The sequence below is a fragment of the Ancylobacter gelatini genome (assembly GCF_022601675.1).
Classification (GTDB): domain Bacteria; phylum Pseudomonadota; class Alphaproteobacteria; order Rhizobiales; family Xanthobacteraceae; genus Ancylobacter; species Ancylobacter gelatini.
Genome location: NZ_JAKVIL010000002.1, coordinates 1 through 24,080 on the forward strand (window position 1 = coordinate 1; position 24,080 = coordinate 24,080).

The window sequence follows — 24,080 nt, forward strand, 5'->3', positions numbered from 1 at the left end:
TTGGTCTCCACCGGAGCGATCGAGGACATGTCCACGACGATCTTGCCCGCGCTCAGACCCGCCGCGATCCCGTTCTCACCGAACAGCACGGCCGCGACGTCGGAGGTGTCGGGCAGCATGGTGAAGATCACGTCCGCGGCCCGCGCCACCTCCGCCGCGGAACCGCAGGCGATCGCGCCGGCGGCGGCGAGTTCCGCCGGCAGCGCGCGCCGGGCATGGGCATGCAGCGTGTGCCCCGCGGCGAGGAGGTGCCCCGCCATGGGGGCTCCCATGATGCCGAGACCGATGAAACCGAGCTTCATGAGGCGCTCCCCGCTGCCGGAAAAGGTGGTCAGGACTTGTACTTCTTTGCGATCGCTTCCGTCGACCGCGCGAGCAGGCCGGTATCGATGCCCACCGCCGTGAAAATGCAGCCCGCCGCCATGTAGCGCCGTGCCAGCGTCTCGTCGCCGGTGAGGATGCCGGCGCGGTTGCCGGCGGCGACGATACGGGCAATCGTCTTCTCGATCAGTTCCACCACCTCCGGGTGCCCCTGATTGCCGAGATGGCCCATGTCCGAGGACAGGTCGCCCGGCCCGATGAACAGCCCGTCAATGCCCGGGACGGCGGCGATCGCCTCCAGATTGTCGAGGCCTTTCAGCGTCTCGATCTGGACGAGGAGGCACAGCTCGTCATGCGCCTTGTGGTGATAGTCCTTCACCCGGCCGAAGCGGGAGGCGCGGCTGGCGCCGGCGAAGCCGCGCAGGCCGTGCGGGGGAAACCGCGTCGCCGCCACGGCGGCCTGCGCCTCCTCGACGGTCTCGACCATCGGGATCAGGAAGCTCTGGGTGCCGATGTCGAGATGGCGCTTGATCACGATCGGGTCGTTGACGGGGATGCGCACGATCGGGTGCGTGGTGTTCTCCATCATCGCCTGAAGCTGCGCCATCACGTTCGGCACGTCGTTGGGCGCATGTTCGGCATCGATCAGCAGCCAGTCGAAGCCGGAGCCGGCGAGAATCTCGGTCGTGGTGGGGCACGCCATCGAGTTCCAGAAGCCGATCTGCTGCTGGCCGGCATGGATGGCGCGCTTGAAGGTGTTGACGGGCAGGTCCACGGGGAACGTCCTCGGTTTCGGTACAACGGGTCGGATGGAGCTATTCCGCCAGGGCTTCCTTGCGGGTCTTCAGTACGGCGGGGGACAGCATCGCCAGCAGCATGATCGCCACGATGCCGAGCAGCACGGCGCTGATCGGCCGGGTGACGAAGACCGACGGATCGCCGTCGGAAAGCTGCATGGCGCGGCGGAAATTCTCCTCCAGCTGCGGGCCGAGCACGAGCCCGAGCAGCAGCGGGGCGGGCTCGACGCCGACCTTGATGAAGAAGTAGCCGACGACCGCGCAGCCCAGCATCAGCCAGACGTTGAACGCGCTGTTGGAGATGCCGTAGGTGCCGATGCAGCAGAACAGCACGATGGCGGGGAACAGCAGCCGGTAGGGGATCTTGAGCATCGAGACCCAGAGCCCGACCAGCGGCAGGTTGATGATCAGCAGCATCAGATTGCCGGTCCACATCGAGGCGATGACGCCCCAGACCAGCTCCGGCTGCTCGGTCATCACCTGCGGGCCGGGCTGGATGCCCTGCATCATCAGCGCGCCGATCATCAGCGCCATCAGCGCATTGGCGGGAATGCCCAGCGTCAGCAGCGGGATGAAGCTGGTCTGCGCGCCGGCATTATTGGCGGCCTCCGGCCCGGCGACACCCTCGATCGCGCCCTTGCCGAAGCGCGAGGGGTCCTTGGCGATCTTCTTTTCCAGCGCGTAGGCGGTGAAGGGCGGCAGCGCCGCGCCCCCGCCCGGCAGCACGCCGAGCGCCGAGCCGATGAAGGTGCCGCGCACCATGGCCGGGAAGGCGGCCTTGAGGTCGGCGCGCGAGGGCATCAGGTCGCGCAGCTTCTGGCTCACCACCTGCCGCACCGCCGGCCTCTCCAGATTGGCGATGATCTCGGCGAGGCCGAACAGGCCCATGGCCACCGGCACGAAGTCCAGCCCGTCCGCCAGCGCCGGCACCCCGAAGGTCATGCGCGCAATGCCGGAATTGACGTCGATGCCGACCGTGCCGATCAGCAGGCCGAGGAACACCATGGCGAGCGACTTCGACACCGAGCCATGGGCGAGGATCACCGCCGCGAACAGGCCGAGCACCAGCAGGCTGAAATATTCCACCGCGGTGAACTTCAGCGCCAGCGCCGCCAGCGGCAGGCTCAGCACCGCGATGATCACCGTCGCCACCGTGCCGGCGAAGAAGGAGGAGATGGCGGCGATGGCGAGCGCGGCGCCGGCGCGGCCCTTCTTGGCCATCTCGTGGCCGTCGAGACAGGTCACCACCGAGGAGGTCTCGCCCGGCACATTGACCAGGATGGCGGTGGTCGAGCCGCCATATTGCGCGCCGTAGAAGATGCCGGCGAGCATGATCAGCGCCGAGGCCGGCTCCAGCCCGAAGGTGAAGGGCAGCAGCAGCGCGACGGTGGGGATCGGCCCGATACCGGGCAGCACGCCGATCGCGGTGCCGATCACCACGCCGATCAGGCAGTAGAACAGATTGTTGAACTGCAGGGCCGTGGAGAGGCCGAGGAGCAGGTTGTCGAACAGTTCCATAGGGTGTCCGCCTTTTGCTCACCAGGGCCAGATCGGAACCGGCAAAGCGAGCGCCTTCACGAACAGAAGGACCGCGCCGGCGGCGACGAACAGGCCGAAGAGGATCACCTCGAAGAACCGGCTTTCCCGGCTCGCCAGCGCGGCGATGAAGATCGAGGCCAGCGAGGCGGTCGCGAGGCCGGCCGTCTCGATCAGCAGCGCGAACACGCCGACCGCCGCCCCGACGCCGAGGATCGGGCGAAGCTGCACCCGCTCGATGCCGGAATGGGCGCGCAGCAGGCCGCGTATCGCGAAGAACAGCCCGAAGGCGAGCAGGATGCCCGCGATGGCGCGGGGCATGTAGCCCGGGCCCATATTGGCCGCCGTGCCGCCGTTCAGGCGCCAGGTCGCGGCGAAGGTGCCGGCCGCCACAAGGATCAGGAAGGCGCCGAACAGCAGGTCCGGCCAGTCGATCCGACGCTGTGTCATGATCGTGTATCCGCGCTGGGGCAGGGCCCGGCCGGCTCATGGGGAGCCGGCCGGATCTTGCGCGTTTCAGTCAATCGGAAGCGGCTCCCGGCCCGTCGCCGGGTGGCCGCCGGTTCGGCCGGTCAGTTGATCTTGACGTCGGCGGCGCGGGCGACTTCACCCCAGTTCTTGATGGCGTTGGCCAGCCAGGCCTTGGCATCGTCCGGCGAGCCGGGGCGCACCGAGCCACCCTGCTCGGCGACACGGTCCTTGATCTCCGGCATGGCAAGGATCTTGGCCAGTTCGGCATTGAGGCGGGCGACCACTTCCGGCGGGGTGCCGCCGGTGGTCATCACGCCCTGCCAGGTGCCGGCATCGGCCAGCGGCAGCTTGGCTTCCTTGAAGGTCTCGACATTCGGCAGCGCGGCGAGGCGCTCCTCGCCGGTGACGGCGATGCCGACAAGCTGGCCATTGGTGACGAAGGGCAGCGTCGCGGTGGCGCCGTTGATGATCACGTTGCTCTCGCCGGAGACCACGGCGCGCGAAGCGGCCGAGCCGCCCTTATAGGGCACGGTCTTCCATTCGATGCCGAGGTCCTTGGCAAGGGCGATGGCGGTGATGTGGTTCAGCCCGCCAATGCCGGAATTGGCGGCGGCCAGCTTGCCGGGATTGGCCTTGGCATAGGCCACCAGCTCGGCCACGTTCTTGGCCGGCACCGACGGATGCACCGCCAGCACGTAAGGCGCGAACATCACCATGCCGACCGGGGCGAGGTCGTTCTGCACGTTGAAGGTGAGGTCGGGGAACACGGTGGGCGCCAGCGCAAGGGTCCCGATGTCGGCCAGCAGCAGCGTGTGGCCGTCAGGCTTGGCCTTGGCGACGGAATCCGCGCCGATATTGCCGGCGGCGCCGGGCTTGTTCTCGACCACCACGGACTGGCCGATGGCTTCCGACAGCTTCGGCGCGATCAGGCGCGCGAGAATGTCGGAGGTGCCGCCGGGCGCGTAGGGCACGACGATGCGCACGGGGCGCTCGAATTCCTGGGCGCTCGCAAGCGAGGGGAGGGCGGCACTGCCGAGCGCGAGGGCGGCGAGGGCCGCCTTGAAGAGGCGTAGCGTCATTGGCGTTTCCTCCAGAAACGGAATCGGAAAGGGCGGCAAAGCTCTTGGGCTCTTGGGAACGCAGCGCGATCCGGGGCGCATGTTAGGCGAGACATGATGCGCGAATGAGTTGTTCTCGGCATGGATCAATGCCATTTTTGTATCGATGTTCGAGCTTTCCCACCTTCGATGTTTCGTCGCCGTCGCCGAGGAGCTGCATTTCGGCCGTGCCGCCGCGCGGCTGAACCTCACCCAGCCCCCGCTCAGCCGGCAGATCCAGCTGCTGGAGCACACGCTGGATGTGCGGCTGCTGGACCGCACCAGCCGTTCGGTGCAACTCACCCGCGCCGGACGGAGCTTCCTGCCCGAAGCGCGGCGGCTGCTGCGGCTGGCGGAGGGCGCGGCGCTGGCGGCGCGGCGCACCGCAAGCGGCGAGGCCGGCTCGCTCACGCTCGGCTTCACCGCGGTCTCGGGCTATGACTTCCTGCCGCGGCTGATCAAGCGCCTGCGCGCGGAAGCGCCGGACATCGATCTGGTGCTGAAGGAAATGGTGTCATCCGACCAGTTCGAGGCGCTGGCGACGGGGCAGATCGACGTCGGCCTGCTGCGGATGACGTTCAACCGCCACGAGTTGCAGGCGGTTTCGGTGGTGCGCGAGCCGCTGATGCTGGCCGCACCCGAGGATCATCCGCTCGCCGGCATCGAGGTGGTGCACCTCTCCGATCTCGCGGGGCAGCCCTTCGTCGCCTATTCGCCCTATGAGGCGCGGTATTTCTACGATCTGGTCGCGACCTTGTTCGCGCAGTCCGGCCTTGCGCCGCATTATGTCCAGCACATCAGCCAGATTCACACCATTCTCGGGCTGGTGAAGGCCGGGCTCGGCGTCGCGCTGGTGCCGCGCGCCGCGCGCCATCTCGGCTTTGAAGGGGTCGTGCTGAAGACGGTGGCGATGGAGCCCCCGGCCCTTGCGGAGCTGCACGCCGCGTGGCGCGCCTCGAACATCAACCCGGCCATCGCCACGCTCCGCCGCACCCTGTCGCGGATGGAGAGCACCGAGAGCGCCTAAGCGGCTCAGGCCGGAGAGAGCGGTCCGCTCGCGGTGCCCGGCAGCAGGCGCAGGTGGATTTCGTCGGCGCCGGCGGCATAGGCGGCGGCGCGGGCCTTGGCGCCCGCCGGGCCGCTCCACAGCGGCTCGCAGCGCCCGCCCGAACGCCGGACGGCCAGCGCGATGGCGTCGGGATAGTCCGGCGCGTCGTCCACGGCATAGACCGAGAACACCTGCCGGCGGCCGGTGCCGTCGCGCCAGAGATGGAAGCGTCGCGCCAGAACGAGATCGGCCGCGCTCAGCGGTCCGTCGTCGCTCAGGTGCCGGTCAGTGGGTGCGGTGCGCATCATCATGTGAACAAAAATAGAACATCATTCCCCGGCGTCAATCGCCGACGCCTAGTGAATCCGTCAATATGCTGAAGGTTCCCCTACCAACGGGCGAAATTCGCGGTTGCACACGCGAATGTGCGCAGCCCGCCGGTATCGGCCTGCGCCTTGAGAAAGCTGGATCGGGCGGGCTTAAATTGCGTGAGACGATGGTCTATCTTGCGTCATCGTACCTAAACGGCGGATTGAACGCCGAAATAAGAAACACGCCCCATTGCGGGGCAGCCTTTTCGAGGGGAACGTCGCATGGGTGGGCTTCTGGGCTTCAGCCGGGCTGTCGACTGGCTGAACGAGCGCTTCGGCCGCGTCGCCGATTATTGCGTGCTGGCGTCCTGCCTCATCAGTGCCGGCAATGCCACGGTGCGCTACCTGTTCAGCTACTCCACCAACGGCCTGCTGGAAATCCAGTGGTACCTGTTCGGCGCGGTGGTGCTGCTCGGCGCGCCCTATACGCTCAAGCGCAACGAGCATGTGCGGGTCGATCTCGTCTACATGGCGCTTACGCCGCGGGGCCGGCTCTGGGTCGACGCACTCGGCTTCACCATCATTCTGATCCCCGCCGGTCTCTATTTGTCCTGGCTGTGCTTCCCGTTCTTCTGGCAGGCCTTCGTGTCCGACGAGGTGTCGCAGAATGCCGGCGGCCTGATCCTGTGGCCGGCGAAGCTGTTGCTGCCGCTGGGCTTCGCACTGCTGACGGCGCAGGGCCTCTCCGAGCTGATCAAGCGTGCCGCCGCGCTTCAGGGCGTGATCGAGGTCGAGACCGAGTACGAGAAGCCCCTGCAATAGCCGAGCAGCCCGGGCGCCGTGAGGCGTCCCGCATCGCGTCCTCCCCCTATCCCTTTTCGCCAGAGACGAGCCCCGCATGTTTTCACACGGCGTAATGCCCCCGCTGATGTTCGCCGGCATGGTCTGCTTCATGCTGGCGGGCTTTCCGGTCGCTTTCTCGCTGGTCGCGGTCGGGCTGTTCTTCGGCACGGTCGGGATCCTGACCGATCATTTCCATCTCAGCTTCCTGCAGGCGCTGCCGCTGCGCTTCTACGGCATCATCTCCAACGACCTGCTGCTCGCCATTCCGTTCTTCACCTTCATGGGCGCCATCCTTGAGCGCTGCGGCCTGGCCGAGGACCTTCTCGAGGGAACCGGCAAGCTGTTCGGCAAGGTGCCCGGTGGCCTCGCCTATGCGGTGATCGTGGTCGGCGCGATTCTCGGCGCCATTACCGGCACGGTGGCGGCTTCGGTGATCGCCATGGGCGTGATCTCGCTGCCGGTCATGATGCGCTACGGCTACGACCAGAAGCTCGCCACCGGCGTGATCGCGGCGTCGGGCACCATCACCCAGCTCATTCCGCCCTCGCTGGTGCTGATCATCCTCGCCGAGCAGCTCGGCCGTCCGGTCGGCGAGATGTATCTCGGAGCCATCGGCCCCTCGATGCTGCAGGTGCTGATCTTCCTCGGCTTTGTGTTCGTGATGTCGCTGATCAAGCCGCAGATCATGCCGCCGCTGCCGCCCGAGGCGCGCGGGGAGGGCGGCTGGCCGCTGATCTGGCAGGTGCTGCGCGGCATGGTGCCCTCGATCGTGCTGATCATGCTGGTGCTCGGCACGCTGGCCATGGGCCTTGCCACCCCGACCGAGGCCGGCGCCATGGGCGCGGTCGGCGCGATCCTGCTGGCGGCGGTGCACAGCCGTCTGTCCTGGACTCTGGTGCGTCAGGCCATGGCCTCGACCGCCCGCATCACCTCCATGGTGGTGTTCATCCTGATCGGCGCCACCGTGTTCAGCCTCGTGTTTCAGGGCATGGACGGCGCGCTGTGGATCGAGCACCTGCTGTCCCAGCTCCCCGGCGGGCGCCTGGGCTTCCTGATCTTCGTCAACGTCTTCGTCTTCTTCATCGCGTTCTTCCTCGACTTCTTCGAGATCGCGTTCATCATCGTGCCGCTGCTGGTGCCGGTGGCGGTCAAGCTTGACATCAACCTGATCTGGTTCGGCGTGCTGCTCTGCGTGAACATGCAGACCGCCTTCATGCACCCGCCCTTCGGCTTCGCGCTGTTCTATCTGCGCGGCATCGCGCCGCCCTCGATCAAGACCTCGCAGATCTACTGGGGCGCGCTTCCGTGGCTGTTCATGCAGCTTATCCTCGTGGTGGTGGTGATCATGTGGCCGGAGGCGGTGACCTACTGGATCAGCGCGGGGCCGACCGTCGACCCCAACACCATCGAGCTGAACATTCCGCAGTTCGATGCGCCGCCACTGGACATGGGGCCGCCGCAGTTCTGATCCTGCATCGAGCCGCGACCTGACCGCCCGACAGGCCCGATCCCCCGCGGATCGGGCCTGTTGTGTTGAGGAGAGCGTGGGTCGTGGCGCGAAGCGGTCAGGCGGGCCGCAGCGCGGTGCGCCCGCCCCGGACTGCGGCGAAGCCGATCGCCACGAACAGCGCGAGCACGACAAGCTGCGCGATGGCGAAGGGCGGTTCGGACTGGGTGGGGGCGCTGGCCTGGAGCGCGGGGATCTTCACGAAGGCCTGCGCCACGCCGACGAAGACCAGCAGATACAAGCTGATGACCACGCCTACCACGTAGATCAGCCGCCACGGCCCGGCATAGTTCAGCAGGTAACGCGCGGGGAAGGTCGCCGCGAGCACCACCAGCGCCACCGCGCCGACGATGTGCGAGGGCAGCACGGTGTTGAAGGGAAAGCCGTAGCCGGTCAGGCTGGTCGCCGCCGCGGTTCCCAGGAACAGTGCCGTGACCATGGGCCGGTCGCGCCCGCCGATGAGGTCGTAGACGACCACGATGCCGGTGGCGATCGCGATCAGGCTCAGCCAGGTATGAAACCCGGTCCAGTTGGTAGGGTCGAACATGAAGGGCTCCCCGCCGCGGTGCGTTGCTCAAAAAGCACCGTGCGGCGTCAGGAGCCGTCCGGCACCCTTGCGGCCTGCGTTCCGTGCCGGCCGAATACTAATCATGCTAGCGATCCTGAAACGGCGGCGCCAGCGGAATACCGATGCGCCCGACCCATGTGATCACACCTTGATGAGCCGAGAGCGGAATGTTCGCTCCTGTGTCTTCTGGCCAATAGGGCGGACGGCGCTTTTGGGCGATAAGGCCAGCCCCGGCGAGTTGCGCCGGCGCTTCAAGCCTTCGGTCCGTCTCATGTCCTCCGCTCCCGCCACGCCTGAAAATCCCCATCCCGGCATGGGTTTCCGGCAGTTCGTCGTGTTCATCGCCGCCATGATGGCCACCAATGCCATCGCGATCGATTCCATGCTGCCCGCGCTTCCCGAGATCGGGCACGCGCTGGCCATCGACACGGCCAATCATGCGCAGTGGGTGATCACGGCCTATCTGCTCGGTTTCGGCGCGGCGCAGATCATCTATGGCAGCCTTGCCGACCGCTTCGGGCGGCGCAGCGTGCTGATGGTCGGGCTGGCGATCTACACGCTGGCCTCGATCGGCGCGATCTTCGCCGGCAGCTTCGAGGTGATGATGGCCGCGCGGGCCCTGCAGGGCGTCGGCTCGGCCGCGACCCGCATTCTCGCGGTCGCCATCGTGCGCGACTGCTATTCCGGCCGGCAGATGGCCCGCGTCATGTCGCTGGCCTTCATCGTGTTCCTGTCGGTGCCGATCATCGCCCCCTCCATCGGCCAGCTCATCGTGCTGTTCGCGCCGTGGCGCGGCATCTTCGTCATGCTCTGCCTGTTCGGCGCGGTGCTGATGGTCTGGACCTGGTTGCGCCTGCCGGAGACGCTGCACCCCGAGGACCGCACGCCGATCTCGGTCGCCGGCATTTCCCATGCCTTCGGGCTGGTGCTCGGCAGCCGCATCACGGTCGGCTACATGCTGGCCATGACCATGGTGATGGGCGGGCTGTTCGGCTTCATCAATTCCTCGCAGCAGATCTTCGCCGATGCCTTCGACGCGGCGCATCTGTTCACCATCGTCTTCGCGCTGATCGCGGTGTTCATGGCGCTGTCCTCGCTGCTCAACGCCCGCATCGTCGGGCGGGTCGGCATGCGGCGGGTGTCCCATGCCGCGCTGCTCGGCTATCTGGCGATCACGCTGGTCCATGCCGGCGTCGTGGCGTCGGGCGTCGAGAACATCTGGACCTTCTCGATACTGCAGGCCGGGATGATGTTCTGCTTCGGCCTGATGGTGTCGAACTTCAATTCCATGGCGATGGAGCCGGTCGGCCATGTCGCCGGCACGGCGTCCTCGCTGCTCGGCTTCGTCAGCACCATCGGCGGCGCGCTGCTCGGCTTCGTGCTCGGCCAGAATTTCGACGGGACGACGCTGCCGCTGACCTTCGGTTTCGCCGCGTTCGGAGTGATGGCGCTGGTGTTCGTGCTGTTCGCGGAAAAGGGCCGGCTTTTCAGTTCGCACGGCGCGCCGGCCGGCCGGTCCTAGTTCCCGGCTCCCTCGTGCCGGCGCGGCTCAGGGCGTGCTGCTGGAGGCGAGCGAACGCGGCGCGCGCAAATCCTCCTCGGGCGGCAGCGTCCAGCCGCGCGACTGGGCAAAATCGAGAATCAGCGTGCCGAGATCGGGCTCGTCGATCAGCAGCGCCGCCTCGTCCGGCGCCACCCACATATGCACCCGCTCGTGCCGCTCGGGCCAGTCGTCGAGCTGGCGCTTCACCATCAGCGGGTAGACCGTGACGCGGGTCAGCGCGAAATGGCTTTCCAGCCGCTTCCAGTACAGGTAGCGGCCGCAGGATTTGCGGCCGATTTCGCCAAGCACGCCGGCCTCCTGCCGCGCCTCGATCTGCGCCGATTTCCAGTCCTTGCGGTTCTTCATCGGCCAGCCCTTGGGAATCACTGCGCGATGGGTCTCGCGCGAGCTCATCACCAGGATTTCCAGCCGGCCATGCGCGCCGACGCGAAACGGCAGGGCCGCAACCTGCGTGAGCGGGCGGCCGGAGGAGGCTTTCCGTTTCTGTTGTTTTGCATTGGCCATGGCTGCTAAATCTAACGGGCCTTTCCGCATACAGCGACCGTTTTCGCCCGTCCTTCCCGATTGGAAGCCTCGATGACGACCGAGTTGACGCTGCTGGCCTGGACGCTGATCCTGGCCATCCTTCAGATATTGCTACCGGCGATGTTTCGCAATCGCGAGACCGGGACCGAGTTCAACGTCGGCCCGCGCGACACCGAGCGGCCGCCGGTCGGCGTGATCACGGGGCGGCTGCGGCGCGCGCAGGCCAACCTGTTCGAGACGCTGCCGCTTTTCGCGAGCGCGGTGCTGATCGCCCATGTCGCGGGCCGCGAGGGCGCGCTCACCCTGTGGGGCGCGTGGCTCTATCTCGGCGCGCGTGTGGTCTATGTGCCGCTCTATGCATTCGGCGTGCCCTATGTTCGTACGCTGGCCTGGTATGTCGCCATGGTCGGCCTTGTCCTGATTCTCGCCGCGCTGCTGCTGCCGGCCTGACCTTTCCGGGAGCCTTCATGCCTGTTGAACTCAGCTCCTTCGATTTCCTCGTCGTCCCGGGCCGGGAGAACGCTCCCGCGGCGCACTGGCAGTCGCACTGGCTCGGCGCCTTCGCCAATTCCTCGCGGCTGATCCAGGCCGACTGGTCGCGCCCGGAGGTCGGGGCGTGGACCGGGCAATTGGGGGCGGCGGTGGAGGCGGCGCCGCGCCGGGTGGTGCTGATCGGCCATTCGGTCGGGGTTGCGACCATCCTGCGCTGGACCGCGAGCGCGCCGGCCGCCCAGGTCGCCAAGGTGGCGGGCGCGTTCCTCGCCGCGCCGACCAATGTCGAGGACCCCGACCCCTCCTTCGATCTGGTGCGCAATTTCGCGCCGATGCCGATGGCGAGGCTGCCCTATCCGGCGCTGGTGGTGGCGAGCCGCGACGATCCGCGCGTGACGATGCCGCGGGCACGCGAATGCGCGCAGGCCTGGGGCGCGGATTTCGCCGATATCGGCGAGGCCGGCCATATTGGCAGCGCCGCCGGTCTCGGCATGTGGCCGGCGGGGCTGCTTCTGCTCGGCGGCCTGCTGGCGAGGATTTGAGCGACGGCTCAGTGGTGGCCGCTGAGCATGTCGGCGATGGCGCGGGCCACCTGCTTGGTCACGCGGCGCCGGTACTTGCGGTGTACCAGCTGGCCATTGTGGTAGATGTCCTGTTCCACATAGAGGTTCTCGCCGTCCCAGTGCAGCACGTTGTCGGACTCGGTGGTCTCGATCACACCGATCTCCCGGATCAACTGACCTTCGAGGGTCGAAGTGGACATGGTTGTTTCCTCCTGGAACGGTCCTTGGCACTCACCGCGGCGTGGGTCCGTCTCGCGTGGACCCTTCGCCGTCGCGGCTGTGTCACAACAATAGCTCGGGCCGCGCCGAACGCCATCACCCTTCGCGGGCTCCCGCGCCGCTTTCCTCAGGCTCGATGTCGCCGTGGCGCTGCAGCCGGAGCGCCACCAGCCAGCACCCCAGCGCCCACGCCCCGCCCAGGCACCAGCCGGCCAGAACATCGGTCGGCCAGTGCACGCCGAGATAGACCCGGCTGAGGCCGATCAGCAGCGTCAACGTCACCGCGACCGTCAGCGCATAGGCCTTGATTCGCCGCTTCTGTTCGGTGCGCACGATCAGTACGCCGAGCGTGAGATAGGTCAGCGCCGCCCCCATGGCGTGGCCACTGGGGAAGCTCAGCGTGTGCACCTCGACCAGATGCGCCACGAGGTCCGGGCGCGGTCGCTCGAAGCCGAGCTTCAGCAGGGTGGACATCACGCCGCCACTGGCGGTGGCCAGCAGCACGAACAGCGCTGAGGCGCGCTTGCCGTCCATGAACAGGAAGCCGGTGACGATCAGCGTCACCAGGATCAGCACCGTGGTGCTGCCCAGCGCGGTGATGTCCAGCATCATGATCTCCAGCCAGGCCGGGCCGAGTGGATCGGCGGTGTCGCCCGGCGCGCGGAACGCCAGAAGCAGCGCCTCGTCGAAACCATGGGTCTCGCCCTCGATCACCTCGTCGGCGAGCAGGGCGAAGCCGAGCAGGCCGGCGGCGATGGCAATGAGCGCGTAGAGCACCCCGAGTTCCGCGAAAAAGCGCGGGCGGGGCGAAGGCGGGGTCGGCATGGCGTCGTCCTCGTACATTCCCTTGAGGGAGGGGAACCAAATCGGGGCATGCGGTGTTCCCGCTGGACCAATGCAACAGGAGGAAGGCATGCTTAGAGGTGGTCTGCTATGGCTCATCGGCATTCCGCTGCCGATCATCATCGTGCTGTGGCTGATGGGGTACCTGTAATCCGAATTTCTCCTGCCGTCGGCGCCAGGAAGGTGCCGACGGTATGTACCAGTTTGGCGGGAGGCAGGGGGAGCCGGCCGCCGGGGGCTTGAACATCGTGGCGATGCACGTCGTCGGAGGTCATCATGTCGCGCTGGTCGCTCTGTCGATCCTGATCGCGATTGCCGCTTCCTATACTGCTCTCGATCTTGCCGGACGCATGCGGCATGCATCGCTGTCGATGCAGCGGCGTTGGTTGGCCGCGGGTGCCGTGGTGATGGGCGGCGGCATCTGGTCGATGCATTTCATCGCGATGCTGGCGCTGAAGAGCGGCATGGTCGTGTCCTATGATCCTCTTCTCACGCTGTTGTCCTTCCTGATCGCGCTCGCCGCGACCGGCGCCGCCTTTCTCGTGGCCAGCGGCCGCGAGACCTCGCGGCGCCTGGTGGTGCTGAGCGGCGTGTTCATGGGGCTCGGCATCGTCGGGATGCACTACACCGGCATGAGCGCGATGCGCATGTCGGGCCAGCTCTACTATGATTATCTCTTCGTCGGCGCCGCGATCATCATCGCCATCGGCGCGTCGGTCGCCGCTCTCTGGCTGGCGTTCCGCCGCCATTCGATCCCGCAGCGCATCGTCGGCGCCATCGCGCTCGGCATCGGCGTTGCCAGCGTGCATTACGTTGCCATGATCGGCATCACCTATGTGGGATCGGACGAGGCGATGGCCACGCATCAGGCGGCCGGGATCGACGATTCCCATCTCGCCGTGCTGGTGACGGGTACCAGCTTCATCATCTTCGTCGCCGCCATCCTCGCGGCCATGTATGACCGCCGCTTCGTGCTGCTGGCGGAGCGCGAGGCGCTGATGTGGCGCGAGGACGAGGAGCGCTACCGCACGCTCTACCGCCGCACGCCGCTGCCGCTGCATTCGCTCGGCGCCGACGGGCGGATCGAGCAGGTCAGCGACAAGTGGCTCGACATGCTGGGCTATCAGCGCAACGAGGTGATCGGCCGCCCGCTCACCGATTTCATGACCCCGGAATCCGCCCGCCAGCGCAATGAGGAGCACTGGCCGCTGCTGCTGGGCACCGGCGAACTGCGCGAGGCGGAGTACAAGCTCATCACCCGGGAAGGTCGCCAGCTGGACTGCGTGCTCTCCGCGGTCGCCGAGCGCGATTCCGAGGGGCGCCTGACCAAGACCCTGTGCGGCCTGATCGACATTTCCGAGCGGCGCCAGGCCGAGGAGGCCCTGCGCCAGGCGCAGAAGCTGGAAGCAGTCGGCCAGCTCACCGGCGGCATTGCGCACGATTTCAACAATCTGCTGGCGGTGATTCTCGGCAATCTCGAACTTGCTTCCAAGCGCGCGCCGGACGACCCGCGCCTGCGGCTCCTGCTCGGCAACACCATGCAGGCGGCGCAGCGCGGGGCGGCCCTCACCCAGCGCATGCTCGCCTTCGCGCGCCGGCAGGACCTCAATCCGCAGCCGGTGGACGTGCCCGAGCTGGTGCTCGGCATGGCGGAGCTGATGCGCCGGTCCATCGGGCCGAGCGTGAAGATCGAGACCCGCTTTCCGCTGGGCCTGCCACGCGCGCGGGTCGACGCCAACCAGCTCGAACTGTCCCTGCTCAACCTTGCGGTAAACGCGCGCGACGCCATGCCCGATGGCGGCTCGATCGTGATCGCCGCGCGCGAGGAGGAGATCGACGCCGCCAGCGCGGCGCAGGAGCCCGAGGGGCTGCCGACCGGCCGCTATTTCTGCCTCACCGTCACCGATGACGGCGTCGGCATGGACGAGGAAACGCTCTCGCACGCCACCGAGCCGTTCTTCACCACCAAGGGCATTGGCAAGGGCACCGGGCTCGGCCTTGCCATGGTGCATGGCCTTGCCGCGCAATCGGGCGGGCGGCTGGTGCTGACCAGCCGCAAGGGCGAGGGCACCACGGCGGCGATCTACCTGCCGATCGCCGACGAGATGGCCAAGGTTCCCGCCGTGGCGCCGCCCGCCGAGGTGTTCGCGGATTGCGCCGGCGCGCGCATCCTGGTGGTCGATGACGATCCGCTGGTGCTGTCGGCCACGGTGGCGATGCTCGAAGACCTCTCTTATGTCGTGACAGAGGCGTCCTCCGCGCAGCAGGCGCTCAACATCCTCGATGGCGGCGCGGCGTTCGACGTCGTGCTTACCGATCAGGCCATGCCGGGCATGACGGGTGTCCAGCTCTATCTCGCCATCCGCCGGCGCTGGCCGGATTTGCCGGTGATCCTCGGCACCGGCTACGCCGAGCTGCCCCCGGAGGCGGGAGCCGACCTCAAGCGGCTCGGAAAACCGTTCGGTCGGGATGCGCTGGAACAGGCGATTTCGGTCGCAACCCGCCGCGCCGGCGAGAACGTGGTCCGCATGCCGTCACGCCACGGCTAGGCTGTCCGCGCCGGTGGACCACGCGGCGCCGACCCTCGCGCGAAGCGTCGCAATTCTTCCGGCGCTCCCGTGACATCCGTGATCCGAATGATTATATCAGACCCGTCCAGGGGAGCCTCGTCAGGAGGCTGAGAGGCCATCAACGCGCGGGTTTCGCGTGGCATGGCGACCCTTTGAACCTGATCCAGCTCGGACTGGCGGAGGGAGGGAGTGCATGACCCCGCATACTGACCTGCATGACGACACGGTGACCGATGCCGCGCGCGGCGCCGACAATGCGATGCGCGTGCGCATCGTGGGCGCGGGCGTCGCGGGGCTGACCTGCGCCCATGCCTTCGCAAGGCGCGGGGCACGCGTGACTCTGGTGGACCGCAATGCCGGCTCCGGGCGTGGCTGCTCGTGGTATGCGGGCGGCATGCTGGCGCCATGGTGCGAGCGCGAGAGCGCCGAGCCGATCATCGTCGACCTTGGGCTGGAATCGCAGGCCTACTGGCGCGAGGCGGTGCCGGACGTGCCGAATGAGGGTAGCCTCGTGCTGGCGCAGCCGCGCGACCTGCCCGACCTTCGGCGCTTTGCGCGGCGTACCGATCATTATGAATGGCTCGACGGCCCGGCCATCGCCGCGCTGGAGCCGGATCTCGACGGGCGCTTCGACCAGGGCCTGTTCTTCGCCAGCGAATCGCATCTGGAACCGCGCAAGGCGTTGGCCGCGCTGACCCGTCGGCTGACCGACGAGTTCGGCGTCGAGATGACATTCGAGGCGGAAGGCTTCGCGGCGGAGGCGGACGACGCCGATGTCGTAGTCGACTGCCGGGGCCTTGCCGCCCGCGACGAACTCACCGACCTGCGCGGCGTCAAGGGCGAGATGCTGGTGCTCTATTCCACCGAGGTGTCGCTCAAGCGCCCGGTGCGCATGCTGCATCCGCGCATCCCGGTCTATATCGTGCCGCGCGGCGACGGGCATTTCATGATCGGCGCCACCTCGATCGAGAATGACGAGCGCGGCCGCGTGACCGGGCGTTCCATGCTGGAGCTGCTCGGGGCGGTCTACGCGCTGCACCCGGCCTTTGGCGAAGCGGAAATCGTGGAGATCGGCGCGGATGTCCGCCCGGCCTTCCCGGACAACCTGCCGCGCCTGCGCCGGCGGGGAAAGACCATTTATGTCAACGGCCTGTACCGCCACGGCTTCCTTGCCGCCCCCGCGCTGGCGCGCCGCGCGGCGGAACTGGCCTTCGACGGGACGCATTTCCCGGAGGTGATGGATGAAGATCGTCGTGAATGGTGAGGCGGCCGAGACCCGCTCGGCCAGCCTGACCGACCTTCTGACCGAACTCGGCTTTGCCGATGCCATAGTCGCCACCGCGGTGAACGGGGCGATGGTGCGCGCCGCCCGGCGCGGCGAGACCCCGATCACTGAAGGCGACCGCATCGAAATCCTCGCCCCGATGCAGGGAGGCTGAGCATGGACGCCGTGAACACCACCACGAATACGACATCGTCGAGCGCCATGACCGATCCGCTGGAGTTCTATGGCACGCAGGTGGCGTCGCGCCTGCTGCTCGGCACGGCGCAATATCCCTCGCCCGCCATTCTCACTGAGGCGATCCGCGCCAGCGGCACCGAGATCGTCACGGTCTCGCTGCGCCGCGAATCCGGCGCGGCCAAATCAGGCGAGAAACTGGCGGGCCAAAGCTTCTGGTCGCTGATCCGCGACCTCGGCGTGAAGGTTCTGCCCAACACCGCCGGCTGCAAGACCGTGAAGGAAGCCGTCACCACCGCCGAGATGGCGCGCGAACTGTTCGGCACGCCCTGGGTCAAGCTGGAGGTGATCGGCGAGGACGACACGCTGCAGCCCGACGTGTTCGGCCTGGTCGAGGCCGCGCGCATCCTGTCGCGCGACGGCTTCCAGGTGTTCCCCTACACCACCGAGGACCTCGTGGTCGCCGAGAAGCTGGTCTCCGCCGGCTGCGAGGTGCTGATGCCGTGGGGCGCGCCGATCGGCAGCGGGCGCGGGCTGAACAATCCCTATGGCCTGCGCTCCATGCGCGCGCATTTCCCCGGCATTCCGCTGGTGGTCGATGCCGGCGTCGGCGTGCCGTCCCATGCGGCGGCGGCGATGGAACTCGGCTATGACGCGGTGCTGCTGAACACCGCCGTCGCCAAGGCCGGCGATCCCGCGCGCATGGCCCGCGCCTTCGCCCGCGCGCTGGAGGCCGGCCGCGAGGCTTTCCTCGCCGACCCGATCGACGCGCGCGACATGGCCGCTCCCTCGACCCCGGTGATGGGACGGGCCGTGCTCGGCTGATCCATCGCCACCCTTCGCATATGTTCAGGTGCCTGAATGAAGCTCGACCCGTTCTATCTCATCGTCGACCGCGCGAGCTGGCTGCCGCGCCTGCTGCCGCAGGGCGTCAAGCTGGTGCAGCTGCGCGCCAAGGAGATGGAGCCCGACCAGCTTCGCCGCGAAATCCTGCTGGCGAAGGAAAGCTGCGCGCGCTACGGCGCGCAGCTCGTGGTCAATGATTACTGGCAGCTCGCCATCGAACTCGGCTGCGACTTCGTGCATCTGGGCCAGGAAGACCTCGCGGACGCCGATGTCGGCGCCATCCGCGCGGCCGGCATGCGGCTCGGCATCAGCACGCATGACGATGCCGAGCTCGACACCGCGCTGGCGGTGCGGCCGGATTATGTCGCGCTTGGCCCGGTCTATCCGACCATCCTCAAGCAGATGCGCTGGGCGCCGCAGGGGCTGGAGCGGGTGAGCCAGTGGAAGGCCCGCGTCGGCAAGGTGCCGCTGGTCGGCATTGGCGGGCTCACCATCGAGCGCGCGCAGGGCGTGCTTTCCGCCGGGGCCGACTGCGTGGCGGTTGTGACCGACGTGCTGCTGAATCCCAACCCCGAAGCGCGCGCCCGCGAATGGGTCTCGGCCACGCGCGAAAGCGCCTGACGCTGCACCGGGCCGGCCGCGCGTGCTAGGCTTGCCGGCGAACGGGAAGCCTCACGCCGGGAGCCTTCTGCATGCGCCTCTTCGCTTACGGCCTCTCTGCTTGCGGCCTCGCCGCGTTGGTCCTGTTCGCGGCAATGCCCGCGCGGGCGGACGATGCCGCCGACATCCGCGCGCGACTTCACGAATGGACCCGGCAGTTCAATGCCCGCGACAAGGCCGGCGCCTGCGAGCTGTTTTCCCGTTCGCTGGTCTCCGATTATCGCGGGCAGGGCGAGGCCGATTATGCGGCGCGCTGCGCCCTTATCTCGAAGGCGCTCGACGACCCCGCCCGCAGCTTCCACTACGGGCTCGACATCAAGGAAATCATCGTCGACCGCGACATGGCGGTCGTCCGCCTCACCTGGACGCTGACCGTCGCTCCCGGCGACATCACCAGCGTCGAGCCGGGGCTCGACGTGTTTCGCCGGGAGGAGGATGGACGCTGGCGGATCATCCGCTACATGGCGTTCGAGGAATAGCTTCCTTTCCCCGCCCGCAGCAGCGCGTTGAGCGCCGGCAGCTCCGGCGGCGGCGCGCGCTCGATGCGGGAATATTCCCGCCCGCCCGGCGTGCGGCGGAACAGGCCGAGTTCCACCAGCTCGCGGCGCAGCAACGCGTGGTCGCCGAAGCCGTGATGCTGGTTGAGCAGCTGGTTCATCCGCTTCTCCGCGAACACCTCATGCGCCGGGAGCTGCGCCCAAAGTACCCACAGGCACAGTTCCTGAAGATTGCGCTTCTTGGGCCAGCGCTGGAGCACGCCCGCGCCGTCGAACAGCCGCAGCGCCTTGGCGCAGCGCGCGTGATCGGGCGGCGGGGCCGGCGGCGCGGTGGGCTCCGCCAGCCGCTGGCGGGCCTGCGCGTCGGCCCTCAGATGCTGGAAGTTGCGGAAGCCGGCGGCTCTGGCCAGCAGGTTGAGCAACTCGACATGACCGGGCGGCCGGTCGCGGCCGGTCAGGTCGTTGCGGAGCGAGCGGGCGAGGGCGGAAATATCCGGCGCCTCATAGGCGAGAACGGTTCTGGGCATGACTTATCCTCATGCGTGCCGGACTCTAGGTAAGAGCGTCGGGGTTGCCGTCTTGCGACCGGGCACGGGGACAAGTGCGAAGGTCATCTATGGTGGTGCAGGTTTAGCTCCCCTTGCGGGGCGGCAACGCCTCGGTGAACTGCGGACCGTGGCGGCGATGTACACGCGGCGCGCGGCGAAGTCCAGCGGGGCGCGCCCGCCGGACGTCGCCGCCTGCGTTCAGTGCAGCGAGGCCGGGGCGCCGCTGGCCTTGTCGTGGATGGCGAAGCGGTCGACCAGCGTGGCGCTTGCCTCGTTGAGGCCGATCACCTCGACGCTGGCCCCTGCCTTGCGGAACTTCAGCACGGCCTTGTCGAGCGCTCCGATGGAGGTGATGTCCCAGAAATGGGCGTGGGTCAGGTCGATCACCACCGCGCGCTTCGGCGTCTCGAAGTCGAAGGCGCGCAGGAAAACCTCCGAGGAGGCGAAGAAGATCTGGCCCTCGACCACAAAGGTGATGCGCCCGGCCGCCTCGTCGATCACTTCACCGACGCTGACCAATTGCGCCACCTTGCCGGCAAAGAACACGCCCGAGAGCAGCACGCCCACCAGAACGCCGATGGCGAGGTCATGCGTCGCCACCACGGTCACGACCGTCGCCAGCATCACGATGGACGAGGATCGCGGATTGGTGCGCAGGTCGAGGATCGAGCGCCAGGAGAAGGTGCCGATCGAGACCATGATCATCACCGCGACCAGCGCCGCCATCGGGATGATGCGCACCAGATCGTCCAGCACCAGGATGAGGAACAGCAGGAAGGCGCCCGCCACGAAGGTGGAGAGCCGGCCGCGGCCGCCCGAGGTGACGTTGATCACCGACTGGCCGATCATCGCGCAACCGCCCATGCCGCCGATCAGCGCCGACGCGATGTTGCTGGTGCCCTGGCCGATGCATTCCTGGCTCTTGTTGCTCGGCGTGTCGGTCGTGTCGTCGACGATCTGCGCCGTGAGCAGCGATTCCAGCAGGCCGACCGCCGCCAGCGTCAGCGAATAGGGCAGGATGATCTGCAACGTCTCCAGGGTGAACGGCACCTGCGGCAGGGCGAAGACCGGCAGGCTGGAGGGCAGCTCCCCGAGATCACCGACCGTGCGCAGGTCCATCCCGCTCCACCACGCGAACAGGGTGAGGGCGGCGATGGCCACCAGCGGCGAGGGGATCGCCTTGGTCAGGCGCGGGAACAGATAGATGATGGCGAGGCCCACCGCGATCATCGGGTAGGTCTGAACCGGCACGCCGATCAGTTCGGGCAACTGTGCCATGAAGATGAGGATGGCAAGCGCATTGACGAAGCCGGTGATGACCGAGCGCGAGACGAAGCGCATCAGCCGCCCCACCCGCAGCGCGCCGGCGACGAGCTGGATGAGGCCCATGAGTATGGTGGCGGCGAAGAGATATTGCAGGCCGTGATCGCGCACGAGGCTGACCATCACCACGGCAGTGGCGGCGGTGGCGGCGGAGATCATGCCCGGCCGGCCGCCCACCAATGCGGAGACGCAGGCGATGGCGAAGGAGGCGAACAGCCCGACCTTCGGATCGACACCGGCGATCACCGAGAAACCGATGGCCTCGGGAATGAGGGCGAGAGCGACCACGATGCCGGCGAGGACGTCGCCGCGAATATTGGAGGTCCAGTCACGGAAATAGCGGGAGGCGGAAATGAAGCTCGGAGTCATGAGGGACAATCTTCGCAAAGAGCGGGGCATCCGCCCGGTGGGGCGGTGATGGCATGCGCTGACTATGCGTGGTCCGGCGGATCGGCGGCCGGAAGAGCCACCCGGATTTTCACCGGGTCCTGATGGGTGAGGGCGACCTAGCGCAATCGGCGCTGCAAGGCAACATGCAGCGCCGATCGGCGCGCCGATAGCGCCTATTCGGCGGCCGCCTGTGCGGTGCCTGAGAACCGTCGTTCCATCTCGCGACGCAGCCGCACGGTGTCATCCTCGACCATCGCGACATCGGCCCAACCCACGATTTCCCCTTCCGCGATGTCGCGGTGGAGCCGGGCGTGATGGGCAAGGCCGATGGGCAGGCCGCCACGCGCCAGCGAGGTGCCGGCCGGCAGCAGCTTGCCCCACACCGTGAAGCCGCCTTCCCCGTCGAGCATTTCGCCGGCCTTCAACGGGCGCTTGGCGACCGCCACCACGTCGGCATTGAAATGCTCCGTGACGCCGGTCGGCTCGCCACGCAGGGCGGCTGCGGCGACCGAGACGCCGAGTTCCAGCCCGATCATGTGATAGGGGCGATAGAGCGCGGTATAGCGGCCGGAGGAATCCGTCACCACGCCATATTCCTTGAAGCAGCGCCGCGCATAGTCGCCGCTCGGGCCGGGCTCGGCCTCGAACACCACATAGACGCCCCAGCGTAGATCGCGGAACACCGGCCGCCCGTCGCGTTCCAGCGAGGAGACGGTCTCCACCGTGCCGGAATGCTCCAGTACACCGCCATCCCCACGCGGGCGCAGGATGGTGGCGAGGTCGTCCACCCCGCAGGGCGGGAACAGAAGGCCGTCGGACGGCGCCTTCAGGTCGGCGGCATTGGCGATGGCCGCCATCTCGATCGAGGATTTGGTGCCGTCGGCGAAGGAGTTGAACATCTGCGCGTTCATGCCACCCTGCGCCGCCTGTTCGGCGGTGAGACCATAAAGGTCCCAGATCGTGTCGGGCGTCGAGCGGTGGAAGCTCGGCAGATATTTCGTGCCCTTGCCGGCGCAGACCACGTTGAAGCCGCAGGTCCGCGCCCAGTCCACCATGTCGCACACCAGCGCCGGCTGGTCGCCATAGGCCATGGAATAGACCACGCCGGCCTTGCGCGCACGCTCGGCCAGCAGAGGGCCGACCAGCACGTCGGCTTCCACCGTGACCATCACGATGTGCTTGCCATGCTCGATCGCCAGCAGCGCGTGGCGTGCCCCCGCCGCCGGGCTGCCGGTGGCCTCGACCACGACGTCGAGCCCGTCGGCGGCGATCAGCGCTTGCGCATCCTCGGTCAGCATGGTGCGCTCCGTCCGGCGCGCCTCATCGAAGGAGGCAGCGATGGCGGCATCGGCATCCCACCCGGTGCGCTCCAGCGCCTGCCGCGCGCGGGTGGCGGACAGATCGGCGATGCCGAGCAGATGCAGGCCGGGAGTGGTTCGGATCTGCGACAGGAACATCGAGCCGAACTTGCCGGCGCCGATCAGGCCGACCCGGACCGGGCGGCCGGCATCGGCGCGCGCCTTCAGCATGCGGGCGAGATTCATGGATTTCCTCCCTGTGTGCCGGACGTTGCCGGTCGTCGAACGCGGATCTGGCGGCGTTCGGCGTGTGCATCACGCGGGGGGAGCATAGTCCGAACCGGGGGGTACGATCCAGCCGGGCAGTCCGAGCGGGTGAGGTCTTATCCCGCCGCGACGTGATCGGGTGCGGGCGGACTGTCGGGCACGAGGCCGGGCGGGCCGCCAGCGGCCGGCTGGCTGGTCGCGGCCTGTCCATTAAGGGCCTGCCCATTGAGAGAGGGGCCGTTGAGAGCCTGCCCGTTCACCGGCGCCCCATGCGCGCCCTGTTCCTGAAGCGCGCGGATGCGGTCGGCGAGCGTCGGGCCGGCGCCGTTGTTTTTCCTGGCCGGGGAACCGGCGACGAGCAGGGACGTCACGGGCGAGCCGGGACCTTCCAGCGCGGCGGTGATGCGCGCCACTTGCGCGGCGACCTCGCTGATATGGCGTCGCAGCAGGCCGGCGTCTTCCACCGCCGGCGCACCGGGAACAACCGGCAGGCCGGCGTCGAGGCGGGACTGCAGCGCGTTGCGCTCCTCGCGAGCCTTGGCCAGCGCCCCCTCCAGCATGGCCTTCTCGGCCTGCAGCATGGTGACCTGGTCCTGCGACTGGCGCGCCGAGGTCTCGGCGGCGCGCTGGTAGCTCAGGGCGAGCCCGTTGCTGCGCTCGGCTTCGGCCCGGACCTCGTCGCGCTCCTTCTCGACCGCGGCGGAGCGCGCTTCCAGCAGCTCGGCATTGATCCTGAGGGCGGAAAGCTCGGCGCTCACCAGCGCCGCCTGGCTGCTGGTGGCGGCGAGGCTGGATTCGGTCAGCGACAGGCGACCGCCGAGGTCGGCGGTGCGGCTGCGCTCGGTGGCGAGCTGTTCGGTGGTTGTGCGCAGGGCCGCGCGCTCTTCCTCCAGCAGCGCGGTGGTGCGGGCCAGCCGGTGTTCAAGGTCGGCCACACGCCCGCTCAGCGTGTCGCGTACCGTGGTGAGCGTGACATTCTCGACCTGCAGCTCCTCGGCGAGGGTCTGGCTTTCGTCGCGGGCGGCGCGGGCCTCGGCAAGGTCGCGCCTCGTGATGTCGAGCGCGGCGGAAACCGTTGCGAGCTCGCTGGTGCGCGCGTCCAGCTCGGTGCTGATCTGCTGATCATGCCGCTCCAGCTCGCCATGGCGGATTTCCAGCGCAGCGAGCGTGGCGGACGTCTCATCCAGCCGGATCTGGCGCAGGCGCAGATCTTCAGTCTGGCGGCTGATCTGCGCCCATTGCTCGGCGGTGCGTTCGCGCAACTCGCCAACGTCCATTTCCTGGCGGCGCGCCTCCAGGGCGAAGGCCGCGCGCATCTCGTCCTTCTCGGCCTGGAACTCGGTCACGGAGATCGGCATGGCCGCCTCCATGCGCCGGCGCGTCAGCCTGACCGCGCGCCGCCAGACGGCAGGCAGCGTGAGCAGGGCGAGCAGCGTCGCCGACAGGAAGCCGATTGCGGCGTACATGATCGTTTCGATCACGCGGCGGTCTCACTTTGGCTCATGGAGCGCATCGAA

The 24,080-nt window shown here is 67.9% G+C and carries 26 protein-coding genes, 1 riboswitch and 1 other annotated feature; of the genes, 12 read left to right on the forward strand and 14 right to left on the reverse strand.

Features of this window, described 5'->3' with window-relative positions; genetic code table 11:
- The 5 genes from MKI84_RS03205 to MKI84_RS03225 form a co-directional block, all read right to left on the reverse strand.
- Positions 1–302: NAD(P)-binding domain-containing protein (locus MKI84_RS03205; RefSeq protein WP_241616531.1), on the reverse strand; the 302-nt coding region annotated here is incomplete at its 3' end.
- A gap of 29 nt (positions 303–331) precedes the next feature.
- Entirely contained in the window at positions 332–1,096 is a 765-nt protein-coding gene (locus tag MKI84_RS03210) for an aldolase/citrate lyase family protein (protein WP_241616532.1), read from the reverse strand.
- Positions 1,097–1,136: 40 nt separating this feature from the next.
- Positions 1,137–2,636 carry a tripartite tricarboxylate transporter permease gene (locus MKI84_RS03215; RefSeq protein WP_241616533.1) on the reverse strand — a complete coding sequence of 500 codons (1,500 nt, stop codon included), beginning with the start codon at positions 2,634–2,636 and terminating at the stop codon, positions 1,137–1,139.
- An 18-nt stretch (positions 2,637–2,654) separates the two neighbouring features.
- Positions 2,655–3,104: a tripartite tricarboxylate transporter TctB family protein gene (locus tag MKI84_RS03220; protein WP_241616534.1), complete on the reverse strand. Its 450-nt coding sequence runs from the start codon at positions 3,102–3,104 to the stop codon at positions 2,655–2,657.
- A gap of 122 nt (positions 3,105–3,226) precedes the next feature.
- A complete protein-coding gene (locus tag MKI84_RS03225; RefSeq protein WP_241616535.1) occupies positions 3,227–4,204 on the reverse strand; it encodes a Bug family tripartite tricarboxylate transporter substrate binding protein in 978 nt (325 codons plus the stop codon).
- Positions 4,205–4,349: 145 nt separating this feature from the next.
- On the opposite strand from MKI84_RS03225, the gene MKI84_RS03230 reads away from it, so the two are divergent.
- Complete coding sequence (locus MKI84_RS03230) at positions 4,350–5,249, forward strand: LysR family transcriptional regulator (RefSeq protein WP_241616536.1); 900 nt, start codon at positions 4,350–4,352, stop codon at positions 5,247–5,249.
- A 5-nt stretch (positions 5,250–5,254) separates the two neighbouring features.
- On the opposite strand, the gene MKI84_RS03235 is transcribed toward MKI84_RS03230, so the two are convergent.
- Complete coding sequence (locus MKI84_RS03235; RefSeq protein WP_241616537.1) at positions 5,255–5,578, reverse strand: hypothetical protein; 324 nt, start codon at positions 5,576–5,578, stop codon at positions 5,255–5,257.
- Positions 5,579–5,863: 285 nt separating this feature from the next.
- Between MKI84_RS03235 and MKI84_RS03240 the strand changes: the two genes are divergently transcribed.
- Positions 5,864–6,403 carry a TRAP transporter small permease subunit gene (locus MKI84_RS03240; RefSeq protein ID WP_241616538.1) on the forward strand — a complete coding sequence of 180 codons (540 nt, stop codon included), beginning with the start codon at positions 5,864–5,866 and terminating at the stop codon, positions 6,401–6,403.
- A 76-nt stretch (positions 6,404–6,479) separates the two neighbouring features.
- Positions 6,480–7,892, forward strand: a complete 1,413-nt coding sequence (locus tag MKI84_RS03245; protein ID WP_241616539.1) for a TRAP transporter large permease — start codon at positions 6,480–6,482, stop codon at positions 7,890–7,892.
- 97 nt (positions 7,893–7,989) lie between these two features.
- Here MKI84_RS03245 and MKI84_RS03250 read toward each other — a convergent pair whose 3' ends face one another.
- Positions 7,990–8,478, reverse strand: a complete 489-nt coding sequence (locus MKI84_RS03250) for a hypothetical protein (RefSeq protein ID WP_241616540.1) — start codon at positions 8,476–8,478, stop codon at positions 7,990–7,992.
- Between the two features lie 334 nt (positions 8,479–8,812).
- Between MKI84_RS03250 and MKI84_RS03255 the strand changes: the two genes are divergently transcribed.
- Complete coding sequence (locus tag MKI84_RS03255; protein WP_241617506.1) at positions 8,813–10,021, forward strand: multidrug effflux MFS transporter; 1,209 nt, start codon at positions 8,813–8,815, stop codon at positions 10,019–10,021.
- Positions 10,022–10,048: 27 nt separating this feature from the next.
- On the opposite strand, the gene MKI84_RS03260 is transcribed toward MKI84_RS03255, so the two are convergent.
- Positions 10,049–10,567 (reverse strand): NUDIX hydrolase, encoded by a 519-nt coding sequence (locus tag MKI84_RS03260; RefSeq protein WP_241616541.1) that lies wholly within the window; start codon positions 10,565–10,567, stop codon positions 10,049–10,051.
- Positions 10,568–10,639: 72 nt separating this feature from the next.
- Between MKI84_RS03260 and MKI84_RS03265 the strand changes: the two genes are divergently transcribed.
- Positions 10,640–11,038, forward strand: coding sequence for an MAPEG family protein (locus MKI84_RS03265; RefSeq protein ID WP_241616542.1), 399 nt, complete (start codon positions 10,640–10,642; stop codon positions 11,036–11,038).
- Between the two features lie 17 nt (positions 11,039–11,055).
- Complete coding sequence (locus tag MKI84_RS03270) at positions 11,056–11,622, forward strand: RBBP9/YdeN family alpha/beta hydrolase (protein WP_241616543.1); 567 nt, start codon at positions 11,056–11,058, stop codon at positions 11,620–11,622.
- 8 nt (positions 11,623–11,630) lie between these two features.
- On the opposite strand, the gene MKI84_RS03275 is transcribed toward MKI84_RS03270, so the two are convergent.
- Entirely contained in the window at positions 11,631–11,843 is a 213-nt protein-coding gene (locus MKI84_RS03275) for a hypothetical protein (RefSeq protein WP_241616544.1), read from the reverse strand.
- A 115-nt stretch (positions 11,844–11,958) separates the two neighbouring features.
- Positions 11,959–12,687 carry a phosphatase PAP2 family protein gene (locus MKI84_RS03280; RefSeq protein ID WP_241616545.1) on the reverse strand — a complete coding sequence of 243 codons (729 nt, stop codon included), beginning with the start codon at positions 12,685–12,687 and terminating at the stop codon, positions 11,959–11,961.
- Positions 12,688–12,959: 272 nt separating this feature from the next.
- Here MKI84_RS03280 and MKI84_RS03285 point away from each other — a divergent pair, with 272 nt between their 5' ends.
- The 6 genes from MKI84_RS03285 to MKI84_RS03310 all read left to right on the forward strand — a co-directional run bounded on the left by MKI84_RS03285 (position 12,960) and on the right by MKI84_RS03310 (position 18,719).
- The gene (locus MKI84_RS03285) at positions 12,960–15,254 is read left to right on the forward strand and encodes an MHYT domain-containing protein (protein WP_241616546.1); all 2,295 of its coding nucleotides are present in this window, start codon (positions 12,960–12,962) and stop codon (positions 15,252–15,254) included.
- 98 nt (positions 15,255–15,352) lie between these two features.
- A riboswitch (TPP riboswitch) is annotated at positions 15,353–15,477 on the forward strand.
- Between the two features lie 57 nt (positions 15,478–15,534).
- Positions 15,535–16,539: a glycine oxidase ThiO gene (gene thiO, locus MKI84_RS03290; RefSeq protein WP_241617508.1), complete on the forward strand. Its 1,005-nt coding sequence runs from the start codon at positions 15,535–15,537 to the stop codon at positions 16,537–16,539.
- A complete protein-coding gene (gene thiS / locus MKI84_RS03295) occupies positions 16,517–16,714 on the forward strand; it encodes a sulfur carrier protein ThiS (RefSeq protein WP_241616547.1) in 198 nt (65 codons plus the stop codon). The genes thiO and thiS overlap by 23 nt, the downstream gene beginning before the upstream one ends.
- 47 nt (positions 16,715–16,761) lie before the next feature.
- Complete coding sequence (locus tag MKI84_RS03300) at positions 16,762–17,559, forward strand: thiazole synthase (RefSeq protein WP_241617510.1); 798 nt, start codon at positions 16,762–16,764, stop codon at positions 17,557–17,559.
- 36 nt (positions 17,560–17,595) lie between these two features.
- Positions 17,596–18,201, forward strand: a complete 606-nt coding sequence (locus MKI84_RS03305; RefSeq protein ID WP_241616548.1) for a thiamine phosphate synthase — start codon at positions 17,596–17,598, stop codon at positions 18,199–18,201.
- Between the two features lie 71 nt (positions 18,202–18,272).
- Entirely contained in the window at positions 18,273–18,719 is a 447-nt protein-coding gene (locus MKI84_RS03310; RefSeq protein ID WP_241616549.1) for a YybH family protein, read from the forward strand.
- Here MKI84_RS03310 and MKI84_RS03315 read toward each other — a convergent pair.
- The 4 genes from MKI84_RS03315 to MKI84_RS03330 all read right to left on the reverse strand — a co-directional run bounded on the left by MKI84_RS03315 (position 18,698) and on the right by MKI84_RS03330 (position 24,044).
- A complete protein-coding gene (locus tag MKI84_RS03315) occupies positions 18,698–19,264 on the reverse strand; it encodes a DUF2087 domain-containing protein (protein ID WP_241616550.1) in 567 nt (188 codons plus the stop codon). The genes MKI84_RS03310 and MKI84_RS03315 overlap by 22 nt on opposite strands.
- Before the next feature lie 219 nt (positions 19,265–19,483).
- Positions 19,484–20,977, reverse strand: coding sequence for a SulP family inorganic anion transporter (locus MKI84_RS03320; RefSeq protein WP_241616551.1), 1,494 nt, complete (start codon positions 20,975–20,977; stop codon positions 19,484–19,486).
- Between the two features lie 67 nt (positions 20,978–21,044).
- Positions 21,045–21,100: a sequence feature (sul1 is cis-regulatory element that is thought to sense ions involved in sulfur or methionine metabolism; They are found in Alphaproteobacteria), on the reverse strand.
- A gap of 71 nt (positions 21,101–21,171) precedes the next feature.
- Positions 21,172–22,542 carry an NAD(P)H-dependent oxidoreductase gene (locus MKI84_RS03325; RefSeq protein ID WP_241616552.1) on the reverse strand — a complete coding sequence of 457 codons (1,371 nt, stop codon included), beginning with the start codon at positions 22,540–22,542 and terminating at the stop codon, positions 21,172–21,174.
- Positions 22,543–22,679: 137 nt separating this feature from the next.
- Complete coding sequence (locus MKI84_RS03330) at positions 22,680–24,044, reverse strand: coiled-coil domain-containing protein (RefSeq protein WP_241616553.1); 1,365 nt, start codon at positions 24,042–24,044, stop codon at positions 22,680–22,682.
- Positions 24,045–24,080 lie beyond the last annotated feature (36 nt).